Origin of the sequence: Streptomyces hyaluromycini, assembly GCF_002217755.1 — a bacterium.
GTDB classification, from domain to species: Bacteria; Actinomycetota; Actinomycetes; order Streptomycetales; family Streptomycetaceae; genus Streptomyces; species Streptomyces hyaluromycini.
Genome location: NZ_BCFL01000018.1, coordinates 488,275 through 500,818, shown reverse-complemented (window position 1 = coordinate 500,818; position 12,544 = coordinate 488,275). Strand labels below are relative to the sequence as shown.

Here is a 12,544-nt window from a genome sequence, read left to right as displayed (position 1 = left end):
CGGCTGGATGCTCCGTTCGGCGGCGTGTCATCCAGGGGCGCGGGGCGTTATCAATATGCGTCTCCGCCGCGTGGGCGCGAGAAACTACGACGGTGCGGCAGCCGTGAGCGCAACCACCGCGTCCCGAGCTCGCAGGCGTGCTTCCCCCGGGCCGGGCGGCAACATCATTGAGTGAACCGAGGCCACGGCGGTTCGGCAAGCTGGTCACCGCGTTACGAGGCGAGAGCGCAGGCCCTGTTCGCAGGGGCCGGCCATGGAGCCTGCCGTTGGGCGACCGTCTGCTGCTGGTTGCCGCGTGCCGGCGTGCGAACCGGACACTGCGGCAGCTCGCCCTGCCACCACGCAGGCGATTCCGCTGGGAGGGCGCCGCAGATCGCCGGCCGGCCGGACAGGGCGGCAGGGAAGCGGTAGCCCTACGAACGACGATGGGGGCGCCCGGAGTGATCCGAGCGCCCCCATCGTCGTGGCAGCCGGGTACGTGGGCTCAGCGGGCCTTCCCGCCGCCCTTCGGCATCCGCATACCCTTCCCGCTGCCGCCCTTGCGGTCAGGTCTCGTTACTACTGAAGCGGCTGGTCCTGGTGTTCGGTCTACGGGTCCACAGAGAGAGGTCGCTGCTCGTCGCCACGGCGATCGTTCGGCCGGAGGGGGAGAAGCCGGCTGCACGGAATGTTGAGTAGTTCGAGTGGAAGATGTGCCACCACTCCTCTCCGTGCGGACCTGCGTGGGGGAGCCCGCCGTCGCGGGACGGCAGGACCCGTTCGTTCGGCCAGGCCGGGGTGACGACTTCCAGGGTCCAGCCGTCTTCGTTGGTGGTGTGCAGACCGCCGCCGAAGAGCCCGGCGATGCGTACGCGGCTTCCGGTGATCGGCCCAAGCCCGTTGCAGGACAGGTCGGCGGCTGCGTCGGGGGTGCTGTTCTCAGGAGCGGGGTCACGGTCCCTGGCGATCTTCTCGCCGGTCACGGCTGACGCTCGAAGGGAGGCTTGTCGGTGTGCGGTGTGGTCGCTGACCTGGTCTGTTGCTGGTTTGCTGAGGGGTTGGATGGAGTGGCTCCGGGAGGGTGATCAGAGGCGTGAGCTGGGTTGTTGGTGGTGTGCCTCAACTAACCAGACTCTGCCCTCGCCAGTGCCAGAATGGCTCCAACCGACTCTTGGCGAGCCATGTCTGGTCTGCCGACGCCTGCGCACGGGGGGAGAGAGACGATGAGCGGCCTTGCCGACCTGGCCACGGGCCTGGGGGATGAGGAGGTGGCACGGGCTCTGGTCCGGTGGGCGAACCTCCTGGGCGTGAGTGTCAGGCCTGTCATTCCTCGCTGGAAGTCGTCGGGCAGGGACTACACGGGCGCGGCGCTCGCGGCCGTGATAGTCAACCCGGGGCCGGGAATCGTCGTGGTGAAGGTGTGCCCGGCAATTCCGCGCGAGGGATATACCTCCCAGGAGCGTGCATGGCATACCGCCCCGGCTTTCGCCCAGCGCCATCTGGCCAAGCAAGTCTTCGAGCCCTGCCCTGTGGGTGACGGGCGGCTGTTGACATTCCATAGCACCGCAGGCGGCAGCCTGAGGGATGTGAAGGTGATGGCCCGTCTGGACTGGAGGGAGGTGATCGCCACCTTCCGCACTGTGGTCACGGGGTTGGTGACGGACTGGAACAGGGGAATCGAAAACCAGCGCGTCGAGGACCTCTCAGTTTCCCGGTTCTTGCGCGGTGAACTCGGCGAATTACTTGAGAAGGACGGCGAGGTACGGGCGTACGCCGCGGGAGTCGACGCATTCCTGCTGGATGCGCCACGGGCGGCGTGGATCGAGGTCGACGGCGTGGTCGTACCGAACCCGCTGGTCATGGCCTTGGCGAACCCTCAGTTGCCCGACCCGCGGTTCCAGGTGGTGCACGGTCTGGCCCATTCCAACCTGCATCTTCAGAACGTCATAGTGCCCTTTCAGGAAGGCAGTCTGCGCTCTGATGCCTATCAGCTCATCGACCTGGCCGACTTCGCCGAGGCGGCCCCGCTCACGCGGGACATAGCGACGCTGATGCTGTCGGTCCTCGCCGAGCAGGTACCCATGCACCTCCTCACCTCGGACCAGGAACACATACTGCTGCCCTACCTGGTGAATCCTCAGGACGCCCAGGGCGCACATCTCCCTATCTTCGTGAAAGAGCTTCTGGACGGTATGCACGCCGTCTGCGCCGACGTCGTCCCGGACAGCTGGCGGGAGCCGTGGATGGAACAGCTGCTTTTGTCCGTCCAGGCAACGGCGCTGCGCTTCACCACGTACGAGGGCCTGCGCGACGACGACAGGTGGCGGTTCTTCCGTCTGGCGGCCTACGCGGGCGGAGAGTTGCTGTCACGCCACGACACGGCACCCCCGCCATCCGCACGGCAGGTCATACCGCCGTGGTCGACGGCCGCCGAGGCCCTGGCCGAGCGACCTGCGCGTGAGCCTGCAGCACAGGTCGGCCCGTCGGGCGGGCCGCGTCTGCCAAGGCATAGCGGCATGCCGATGAAGACTGCGGCGGCTCAGAGGGAGCCCGGCAGCGCAGACCTGGTCTGCCGTGCCACTCGCACGAGGTTCCGCGCCCTCGCCACCAATATGACGATGCGTCAGGTTGCAGAGTCTTGGCAGAACGAGAATTTCGCGCCCGTCCCGGAGGACGAGTTGCGGTACACCGACACCAGCGTGCGCCGCAGGTCCTTCGAGTCCTATGCGGCCACCGTCGACTGGACCGACTTCGGGCACGTCACCCGGGCGCTACGCGTGTTCGAGGACATCATCCGCATTGGCCTGCGAGAAGGCTGGCACGGAGGGTGGCTGCAGGACATCTCGCAGCGGCTTGATCAAGACGGACTGGCTGTTGACGGTCAGGGTCGCATCACCGGCCTGCCAGTTCCTCAACCACGGAACGCTGCAAGGACAGGCGGCCCGCCTCAAGTGCCGCGCATCACGGAGGTCACCCGCCGCCGCATCTTCGACCTGCTGCGCTGGCAGCACACGGCCTGGCCCGGCGGTCTCGACGAGATCGCCTTCCTTTCCCGTATGTACGACCTCCAGGCGATGCCTAGCAACGACACACGCTTCACCACCGCCGAGCGAGACATCATCCAGCACCGCTACAACAACCACGACTGGGAGGACGACTGGGTCTACGACGATGCTCGGTTCGCCCTTCTGCAGGGTCCGGACGACACCCTGCTGCGGTTCCTGGCCGAGATGCTCCACCCGGCCGTGCGCACGGCCGCCGACGAGGTGCAGCAGCTGCTCGCGGTCTTCAACGAGGCTCTCGCCCGCGACGGTTACGCCCTGGTACAAGTCGACACCATCAGCGGCTACCCCGTCTACCGGGGACGCCGACGCAATTCCTTCCCGCCAGACCCCCGGCAGCATCGCCGGACACCCCCACAACCAGCGGACCATCCCCGGCCGGCGGCTCGGCCCGACGAGCCGACGCAGACGAAGGCTGAGCCGGCCGACGCCACTCCCCTGGTACGCCAACACGCCCGCGGAGAGCGCAAGGACTACGCCTGCGACCGCCTTCCCATCCCGCACGGAGGACAAGCCGACGTCTTCCGCGCCACTCACAAACCGACCGGGGCGATCGTCGCTCTCAAGCAACTGCGCGACAAGTACCCGGCGCCGCGGAAGACTTCCCGCATGGCGAGCGAAATCACCCTCGGCCGCCTTCTTGACGGGCACCCCCACGCGATGCCCGTCCTCGACGCCGACCCGAACCACCGATGGTTCGTCATGCCCTATGCTCAGACCACAGCGGAGCACTGCCGACAGGAACTCTCCGAACCTGCAGCCCTCAAGAACCTGCTGGACGCCCTCTGCTCGGTGCTGGCCAAAGCCCACCAGGCCGGCTGGGTGCACCGGGACATCAAGCCCGCCAACATCCTCCGCCTCGACGGCCGGTAGGTGCTGGCGGACTGGGGCGTCGTACGCCGGCCCCGCGGCCAGACCAACGACGCCCAGCGCACCCGCGTCGGTGCCCGCTTCGGCTCCGACGGCTTCGCCGCCCCCGAACTCTCCCAAGACGCCCACGCCGCCACCCAGGCCGCCGACATCTACAGCCTGGGCCAGCTCATCGGCTGGGCCATCACCGGCACCATGCCCCAGATCAACATCCCACTGATTCCCAAGAAAGGCCCTTGGCGCACGGTCGTTCGTACAGCAACCCAATGGGAGCCCACCGAACGCCCCGCCTCCATCGAAGAGTTCCAGCGACTCATCACGCAGGAAACAGAAGACCCGCCACAGCCAGCCATTCTCCGCAGCGAGACGCTCCAACAAGCCCTCAAGGCTGGGTCACCCACAGCGGCACGCGATCTGATCACTCTCGCCGCTGCACACACCGACGACGCGGCGCTCTACCGCGACGCGGTGGTCACCGTCTCAGCCGACAGCCTTATGCCCGCTCTCCTGGCCATGCCCGAGCAGGCCGTCGAAGTCGTCCGGGCGATGGCCGCGCTCCTGGGCGCCCACCGCCCACCCGAACGTGGCGAGGTCAACGACACGATCATGTGGCTAGTCACCATTGCCCAGAGGGCAGCCGACATCGGCGAACTCGACCTCCTGGAAGAATGCTGCAACGGCGCCTTCGAATGGGACGCTGACCGGGACCAGTGGGCACCCCAAGAACACATAGCCCGCTGGCTCCCCACACTCACACAGGACGCGGCAAGCTCCGTCGCCGCCATGCTGCGCCGACACCCAGCCTGTGCCGCGCACTTCCAGCACCTCACCACAAACCTCCACGTCGACCACCGGATCCGCGCCGCCATCGACGACGCCACCGCTGGGGAGCGGAGCGATCCGGCGGTCTGAGCCCGCGTGTGACGACCACGGCCGACCCGGCAGAGTGCCGTTGCCACTCCACTCCCGCACCCCCTTCAACAGTCGCGATGCCCGGCGCCGCCCTTTACAACGGCTAACACAATGAGCCGAGTTGTCGATGGGTGATGAGATAGCAGGCGAGTTTGAGGAACGCTTCGTGGATGTCGGCCCTGGCGCGTCGCCGGCCTCGACCACCCGGTCAGGACCTTGCCTCGGCGGTCTCATCGAGTACAAGCCGCTGAACCTGCGCCCCTGGACGCACACGTTCGGCTACCGAGGCCACATCCTCACCAAATCCCGCCGCTACTCCACCACCTACGGCGCACTGCGTGAGGAATGAGCCGAATATCAACGTAGGGACACGGAGCCAGGCGAACCCCCAGCCCTTGTCATGGAGTCGAACTGGCGCTATGTCGGCTCCGGCTAAACCCCCGGTGCAGCTCTGTTTGCTGCCGGTATCGCGGAAGACATCGCCACCAGTCGCGAGCTCGCCCGCGAAGCGTTGGCCGACGAATGGGGGGCTGGGAGATGAGTCGGAAGTACGGAGAAAATCGGTCGAGTACCGGAATTCGGTTGGATGGGCCGCGGGATCCCGGTGAAACGGCTCCTGGTCGAAAGGTAATTTGGCATGCGACGGAGAGGCCTGGCTCGTAAGCGGCGCATCGTCGAATACTGGAAATTCTGTTCGGGCCCGGGTGAGGCGATCATCACGTATAGTCGATTCAGCACATGGGTGACCCCGGCAGCGTTGGCGCGCTCCGGGGTCTGGCCAGTCTGGAGGGACTGACATGGGCAAGACTCTCACATCCTCAATCGATGTGGCAGGGGCGAACGCGCTCCGGGCGGTCGACTACCTGAGGGTTTCGACCGAAGATCAGGCCAAGGGCTACGGCGTCGCCTACACGTCCAAGAAGACCGCGCGCTACATCGAGCGCAAGGGTTGGAACCATGTTGGCACCTACACCGACGAAGGTGTGAGCGGCAGCCTGGAGGCTCACGAGCGGGGCGACCTGAAGCGGCTCATGGAAGATGCTCACCGCGAGCCTCGCCCCTTCGACATGGTGGTGGTGAACGAAGGCCGGGCTATCGGTCGTACCGGCCGGGCGTTCTGGCGCTGGGTCTGGGATCTCGAAGAACTCGGGATCTTCGTTGCTGTCGTCAAGGATGACTACGACAATTCAACGGCCTCCGGACGCTCGAAGATGCGAAAGGGTGCCGACTATGCGGAGGAAGAGCGCGAGAATATCCGCAGTCGTACGCAAGGGGGAATTCAGGAGAAGGCGGAAGACGGCGGTTTTCCTGGCGGGCAGGCTCGATACGGATACCGGATCGCCAACCAGGGAAAGAAGGGTGAGCAGAAGCTCGTCATCGATGAATGCGATGGTGAGGAGAACTGCTCGCGAATGTCTCCCTGTACGACCCTCCATGAAGGTGTGGTGCTTCGTAGGGCTCGGGTGTTCGCGGTCAAGTTCCGAGGAAACTGGCGAAAAGTGGCACTGAGTCTCAATGCTGAGGGACTGCTGAACCGGTCCGGTAAGCCCTGGAGTCACGCCAATATCCGTGCGCGGCTGATGAACGAGGATCTGCTGAACGGCCGATTCATCTTCAGGAACGTCAAGAATGCCGAACTGGGGCCGGACGGTCGTCCGGTGTGGGGTGAGAGCATCGTCATGGAGCTGGACCCGATGTTCACCCCGGACGAGGTCGCCGAGCTGCGTCGAGCGACCGTCAAGCCTGCTCGTGCAACTGCGGGTCCCGGACGCGTGTACTCGCTCTCGGGCCGGATCATGAGCCCGTGCGGCAAGCACTATGTCGGGGCCACTCGCGCTGACGCAACGACCCGTCACTACCGCTGCACGGGCAAAGCCGAGGCTTACCCCGGCGCGCCCACCTGTTCCTGTTCTCAGATCGACGCCGGCGGCGTGCAGAAGTGGGCATGGACGGAGGTCTGCAAGCTACTCGGTGACGCCGAACGTCTTCGGGCCATGGCTGAGGAGTGGGTGGGAACCACGGTCGGACAGAACGTCGACCTGTCGTCGAGGCTTGCCGAACTCGATCAGCACATCGCGGAGCAGAACGACACGATCGACGTCACTACCGTCGTGGTGACCAAGCGAGAACTACGGAAGGGGCGCTCTCCGAAGGAGGCCGAGGCTGCCGTCGAGCGGGCCGTCAAGCCCTTGCTGGAGGAGCTGGCTCAACTGGAGAAGACGCGTGAAGAGGTCGCCGCGTGGCAGGCGGAGGTAGCCATGGGGGAGGAGCGCGCGAAGAACCTTCAGGCTCTCGCGGAGATGGCACACCGTCGTCTGGAAGAGCTCTCCGACGAACAGCAGCAGGAGTTCATGGAACTCCTCAACATCCGCATCAAGGTAACCGGCCCTCATCCGCCGATGCGCAAGGGGCTTCTCTGTTCGGTGGCGGAGTGGTTCCGGAAGCACGGGCGCCCGGTCCCGACGCTCACGGACGAAGCTTGGGATCGGGCCGTGCAATCAGCTCGCTTCCCGGGCGGTAGTCTCACCGCTCGCCAGAAAGGCGGGCTCGCTCCGCGCGTCGTGCTGGAAGCGTTCTTGGAGAAGGCGCGTACCGGTGCCCGTTGGCCTGAGCTCGATACGAAATACGGCTCGACGGGGCTGCGCGGGCACTGGCGGCGCTGGACTGCGTCCGGTCTCTGGGAAGAACTCATGGGAGCTCTGGAGACCTGCGAGGGCATGCCTCCCGCTGAGCCTCACCCCTTGCCGCCCATGGAGATGAGCGGGGAGGTGAGGCCGGGCGTCATCCTCGCGGCATCCGGGGGGAGCGACCGCCACCGCCACGTCCGGGCATCGGACCCTTTGGCAGCGGCATGTTGCTCATCAGGTCGCCCATCGCCCGCAGTCGGTCGTTGGTGGTCGTCACCTGGGGGCCGGTCAGCACGCGCGGGAACTTGAGCATCGTGGTCCGCAGCTTCTTCAGCGAGACCTGGCCCTCACCCGTGCCCACGATCACGTCGTGCACCGGCACGTCGGCCACGATCCGGGCCATCTTCTTCTTCTCGGCGGCCAGCAGGGTCTTCACCCGGTTCGGGTTGCCCTCGGCGACCAGGACGATGCCGGCCTTGCCGACCGCCCGGTGCACCACGTCCTGGCTGCGGTTCATCGCCACCGCCGGCGTCGTCGTCCAGCCCCGCCCGATGTTGTCCAGGACGGCGGCCGCTGCGCCCGGCTGGCCCTCCATCTGGCCGAAGGCCGCCCGCTCGGCCCGCCGGCCGAAGACGATCGCCGTCGCCAGGAAGGCGAGCAGCAGGCCCAGGATGCCCAGATAGACCGGGTGTCCGATCAAAAAGCCGATCACGAGGAAGACCGCAAGGGTGCCGAGACCGACACCGGCAAGCACCAGACCGATCGTCTTGTCGGCCTTGCGCGTCATCTTGTACGTCAGGACGATCTGCTTCAGTCGTCCGGCATTCGCAGCGTCCGCTGCGGGTTCCTTCCTCGCCATGCCCCGAAGTCTACGTGGCCCCGGGAGTGCCTACGACGGCAGTGTCCCGACAAGGGTGGCGGAAGGGGGCGTCAGGAGCGGCCGGCGGCCTGCTCCAGGAAGTGCTGGGCCTCGACCCGGTCCTTGGCGCGACGGCGGTCCTCCAGCACGGAGGTCCAGGCGTTCTGGCGGGCGGTGCGCTGGCCGCCGCTCATGAGGAGTGACTCGACGGCGCGCAGCGCGTCGGTGAAGGACGGGATCGCGGTGGCGCGAACGGGCGCGGCCTGCATGGTGGAGGTCCCCCCTCGAAGTGGGTGTACGTGCTGTGATACCAGGGTCACTGTTCGGTGTTACCAGGGCGTGACCGACCGGTCAAACGCCAATGAAACCTTGATACGCGGGCCCGGAACGCTGACGCGGCCCTGACGTACGCCCTCATCAGCGAGGACGGTCAGGACCGCGTCCGTTCGGTCACTACTGACCGGTAATAGTTTGTGCGTGAATTCACACGCTCGGCGGCCGGGCGACGGGCCGGACCGTCAGACCGCCTGTGCGGCGACGAACGCGCCACGCTTCTCGACGGCCATCTGGTACAGGCGGCCGGCGCGGTACGAGGACCGCACGAGCGGGCCGGACATGACACCGGAGAAGCCGATCTGCTCGGCCTCCTCCTTCAGCTCCACGAACTCCTGCGGCTTGACCCAGCGCTCCACGGGGTGGTGCCGGACGCTCGGGCGCAGGTACTGCGTGATGGTGACCAGTTCGCAGCCGGCCTCGTGCAGCTGGCGCAGCGCCTCGCCGACCTCCTCGCGGGTCTCGCCCATGCCGAGGATGAGGTTGGACTTGGTGACCAGGCCGAAGTCGCGGGCGGCCGTGATGACCTTGAGCGAGCGGTCGTAGCGGAAGCCGGGGCGGATCCGCTTGAAGATCCGGGGCACGGTCTCGACGTTGTGCGCGAAGACCTCGGGGCGGGACGAGAAGACCTCGGCGAGCTGCTCGGGCACCGCGTTGAAGTCGGGGGCGAGCAGCTCGACCTTGGTGCGGCCGGCCTCGCGCTCCGCCGTCTGCGCGTGGATCTGGCGCACCGTCTCCGCGTACAGCCAGGCGCCGCCGTCCGCCAGGTCGTCGCGGGCGACGCCGGTGATGGTCGCGTAGTTCAGGTCCATGGTGACCACGGACTCGCCCACGCGGCGCGGCTCGTCGCGGTCCAGTGCCTCGGGCTTGCCGGTGTCGATCTGGCAGAAGTCGCAGCGCCGGGTGCACTGGTCGCCGCCGATGAGGAAGGTCGCCTCGCGGTCCTCCCAGCACTCGTAGATGTTGGGGCAGCCGGCTTCCTGGCAGACCGTGTGCAGGCCCTCGCTCTTCACGAGGTTCTGCATCTTCGTGTACTCGGGGCCCATTTTCGCCCGCGTCTTGATCCACTCGGGCTTGCGCTCGATGGGGGTCTCGGCGTTGCGGACCTCCAGGCGCAGCATCTTGCGTCCGTCGGGTGAGACTGCGGACACGACCGGCTCCCTAGCGATTGATTCTTCGGCGATCCCAAGGGTACGCCCGTTGATTTGTTGCCCGGCGGGGCTGCTGGCCTTGCCGGGGGCTGCCGCCCCCGGACCCCTGCTTCGGCCTGAACGGCCTCGTCCTCAAACTCCCCCAGAGGGGGTGCCCCCAGACGGGCTGACGGTTGCCGGTGTCTTCTCGATCACCCTCGGCTTGAGTTCCGCGTTCTCCAGTACAGCCTTCAGGTGCCGCTCCACCACCGGCAGCACCTCGCCGATCGTCACGTCCCGGCCCAGTTCGCCGGCGAGGGAGGCGACGCCGGCGTCCCGGATGCCGCACGGGATGATCCGGTCGAACCACTTGTTGTCCGGGTTTACGTTGAGCGCGAAACCGTGCATGGTCACGCCCTTGGCCACCCGGATGCCGATCGCGGCGATCTTGCGGTCCTCGCGGCGCTGGCCGGCGTTGGAGGGCGCGTACTCCGGGCCGTTGAGGCGCGGGTCGAACTCGTCGTCCGTCAGCCGGGGGTCGAAGTCCAGGGAGAGTCCACCGAGGGCCTGCGGCCGCTGCTCGACCGGGTCGCCGAGCACCCACACCCCGCTCCGCCCCTCGACCCGGGTGGTCTTGAGGCCGAACTCGGCGCAGACGCGGATCAGCGCCTCCTCCAGGCGCCGCACGTGCGCGACCACGTCCACCGGGCGCGGGAGCTTCTGGATCGGGTAGCCCACCAGCTGGCCCGGGCCGTGCCAGGTGATCTTGCCGCCGCGGTCCACGTCGATGACCGGGGTGCCGTCGAGCGGCCGCTCGTTGTCCGCGGTGCGGCGGCCCGCCGTGTACACCGGGGGGTGTTCGAGCAGCAGGACCGTGTCGGGCACCTCGTCGGCGAACCGCGCCGTGTGCACCCGGCGCTGCTCGTCCCACGCCTCCTGGTACTCGACGGCATCCGCGCCGAACCCCATGCGGGCGAACCGCAACTCACTCACGGCAAGCGCCTCCCTTGGCGATAAGTGCGTCAGGCACATAACGCGCCCAAGCCACTGTACGTCCGCCCGCCGCGCGTCAGCCCTGGGGTCAATCCTCACACGATCGGATGAATGAACGTCGAGATGTGCGATCGGCTGCTCACTCTCCGCTACATTCGCGCCGTCCATGAGTGCCAAAAGGGCTGCTCACCGGCAATCCGGGCACAAGCGACCGAGCTGAGTCCGAAGGCAGGAGACCGCACCGCAGATGACGGACCGACCCGCGCAGCGCACCCCCAACCGCCAGCTCGCCGCGCTCATCGCAGAAGCGGGGTTCTCCAACGCGGGTCTGGCCCGTCGCGTCGACCAACTCGGTCTCGAACACGGGCTGGATCTCAGATACGACAAGACATCGGTCACCCGGTGGCTGCGCGGCCAGCAGCCCCGGGGCACCACCCCCGCCCTGATCGCCGAGGTCTTCACCCGGCGCCTCGGCCGCCGGCTCACCGCCCAGGACCTCGGCCTCGACGCCTGCGCCCCGGTCTACGCCGGGCTGGAGTTCGCCGCCACCCCCGAGGAGGCCGTCGACATCGTCAGCGGGCTGTGGCGCAAGGACTCCGGCAGCCACGCCGAGCTCCGCAAGATCGCGTTCACCCCGGCCGGGCTGGTGGTGCCCAGCCGGGACTGGCTGATCGGCCGCGCCGACGACAGGGTGGCCCGCGGCGAGCCGGCGGCGCCGGCGATCGCCCGGGTGCCGGCGCAGACCCGGCCCGCGGCGCCCAAGTCGGTGCCGCTCGCCCCCGTGCGGCCGCGCGGGCAGGCCGAGCGCGGGCCCGGCCAGAAGGTGACCGGCGGCGACATCGCTGCGCTCCGCTCGGTCGGCGAACTCTTCCGCTCCCTCGACGACCAGTACGGCGGCGGCCACGCCCGGCAGGCCCTCGTCCGCTACCTGGAGCACGAGTGCGAGCCGATGCTGCGCGGCACGTACGGCGAGCAGACCGGCCGCAAGCTGTTCGGGGCCGCGGCCGACCTGACCCGGCTCGCGGGCTGGACGTCGTACGACATCGCCGCGCACGGCCTCGCCCAGCGCTACTTCGTCCAGTCCCTCCGCCTCGCCCAGGCGGCGGGTGACCGTGCCTACGGCTCCTACGTCCTCGTCACCATGAGCCGCCAGGCGGTCTACCTCGGCCATGGCCGGGAGGCGGTGCAGCTCGCGCGGGTCGCCCAGCAGGGGGTGGGCACGAGCGCCCCGCCGGTCGTCCAGGCCCTGCTCCACGCGGCCGAGGCGCGCGCCCACGGGGTCCTCGGCGAGGTGCGCGCCTGCACGGGCGCGCTCGTCCGCGCCGAACGCGCCCTGGAGACGGCCCGTCCCGGCGACGAGGTCCCCTACTGGGCCCGCTTCTTCGACGAGGCGCAGCTGGCCGACGAGTTCGGCCACTGCCACCGCGACCTCCAGCAGTTCCGGGCCTCCGCCCAGCACGCCGAACGCTCCCTGCAACTCCGTGCGCCCTCCTACGCCCGCAGCCGCCTCTTCTGCCGCGTCGTCCTCGCCACGGCCCGCCTGGGCCTCGGCGAACTCGACCAGGCGTGCGCGCTCGGCGTGGAGGCGGCCGGGGCGGCAGCGGAGATGCGCTCGGTCCGCGCGATCGAATACGTCAAGGACTTCGAACGCCGCCTGGAGCCCTACAAGGACGCGGCACCGGTGAAGGGCTACCGGGAGAAGGTCGCCGCACTGAACTGACGGTCCGCTGCGGCTCACCTTTCTTTTCCGCCGCAGCGGTGATCAGCCACGACGGTGTG

The 12,544-nt window shown here is 68.0% G+C and carries 8 protein-coding genes and 3 pseudogenes; 6 read left to right on the top strand and 5 right to left on the bottom strand.

All coding sequences use genetic code 11. The features are described 5' to 3' along the window. Positions 1–137: 137 nt before the first annotated feature. Positions 138–332: pseudogene (locus SSP29_RS55640) on the top strand (hypothetical protein); the annotation flags it as partial. 213 nt (positions 333–545) lie between these two features. Here the strand turns inward: SSP29_RS55640 and SSP29_RS15395 are convergent. Further along, a pseudogene (locus tag SSP29_RS15395) lies at positions 546–965 on the bottom strand (hypothetical protein); the annotation flags it as partial. Between the two features lie 237 nt (positions 966–1,202). Here SSP29_RS15395 and SSP29_RS15390 point away from each other — a divergent pair. From SSP29_RS15390 to SSP29_RS59715, 4 genes and pseudogenes are all read left to right on the top strand, one after another. Further along, positions 1,203–3,914 carry an AbiJ-related protein gene (locus tag SSP29_RS15390; RefSeq protein WP_089101196.1) on the top strand — a complete coding sequence of 904 codons (2,712 nt, stop codon included), beginning with the start codon at positions 1,203–1,205 and terminating at the stop codon, positions 3,912–3,914. After that, positions 3,915–4,823, top strand: coding sequence for a protein kinase family protein (locus tag SSP29_RS15385; protein ID WP_089101195.1), 909 nt, complete (start codon positions 3,915–3,917; stop codon positions 4,821–4,823). A gap of 166 nt (positions 4,824–4,989) precedes the next feature. Further along, positions 4,990–5,172: a replication initiator gene (locus SSP29_RS61205; protein ID WP_089101194.1), complete on the top strand. Its 183-nt coding sequence runs from the start codon at positions 4,990–4,992 to the stop codon at positions 5,170–5,172. A gap of 448 nt (positions 5,173–5,620) precedes the next feature. Beyond that, positions 5,621–6,112 (top strand): annotated as a pseudogene (locus SSP29_RS59715) (recombinase family protein); the annotation flags it as partial. Positions 6,113–7,604: 1,492 nt separating this feature from the next. Here SSP29_RS59715 and SSP29_RS15370 read toward each other — a convergent pair. The 4 genes from SSP29_RS15370 to lipB form a co-directional block, all read right to left on the bottom strand. Next, positions 7,605–8,309 carry a DUF4191 domain-containing protein gene (locus SSP29_RS15370; RefSeq protein ID WP_089101192.1) on the bottom strand — a complete coding sequence of 235 codons (705 nt, stop codon included), beginning with the start codon at positions 8,307–8,309 and terminating at the stop codon, positions 7,605–7,607. A 71-nt stretch (positions 8,310–8,380) separates the two neighbouring features. Then, positions 8,381–8,578: an SCO2195 family GlnR-regulated protein gene (locus SSP29_RS15365; protein WP_089101191.1), complete on the bottom strand. Its 198-nt coding sequence runs from the start codon at positions 8,576–8,578 to the stop codon at positions 8,381–8,383. A 249-nt stretch (positions 8,579–8,827) separates the two neighbouring features. Then, positions 8,828–9,793: a lipoyl synthase gene (gene lipA / locus SSP29_RS15360; RefSeq protein WP_089101190.1), complete on the bottom strand. Its 966-nt coding sequence runs from the start codon at positions 9,791–9,793 to the stop codon at positions 8,828–8,830. 132 nt (positions 9,794–9,925) lie between these two features. Next, on the bottom strand, positions 9,926–10,765 hold the full coding sequence (lipB, locus tag SSP29_RS15355; protein WP_089101189.1) for a lipoyl(octanoyl) transferase LipB: 840 nt from the start codon (positions 10,763–10,765) through the stop codon (positions 9,926–9,928). Between the two features lie 247 nt (positions 10,766–11,012). Here lipB and SSP29_RS15350 point away from each other — a divergent pair, with 247 nt between their 5' ends. After that, complete coding sequence (locus SSP29_RS15350) at positions 11,013–12,485, top strand: NsdA family TPR-like regulatory protein (protein WP_089101188.1); 1,473 nt, start codon at positions 11,013–11,015, stop codon at positions 12,483–12,485. Positions 12,486–12,544 lie beyond the last annotated feature (59 nt).

What these genes read in the sequence shown, in the direction of transcription:
- SSP29_RS15390 (WP_089101196.1), top strand. Translation starts at nt 1,203, where the DNA reads ATGAGCGGCCTTGCCGACCTGGCCACGGGCCTGGGGGATGAGGAGGTG.
- SSP29_RS15370 (WP_089101192.1), bottom strand. Translation starts at nt 8,309, where the DNA reads ATGGCGAGGAAGGAACCCGCAGCGGACGCTGCGAATGCCGGACGACTG.
- SSP29_RS15350 (WP_089101188.1), top strand. Translation starts at nt 11,013, where the DNA reads ATGACGGACCGACCCGCGCAGCGCACCCCCAACCGCCAGCTCGCCGCG.
- SSP29_RS15365 (WP_089101191.1), bottom strand. Translation starts at nt 8,578, where the DNA reads ATGCAGGCCGCGCCCGTTCGCGCCACCGCGATCCCGTCCTTCACCGAC.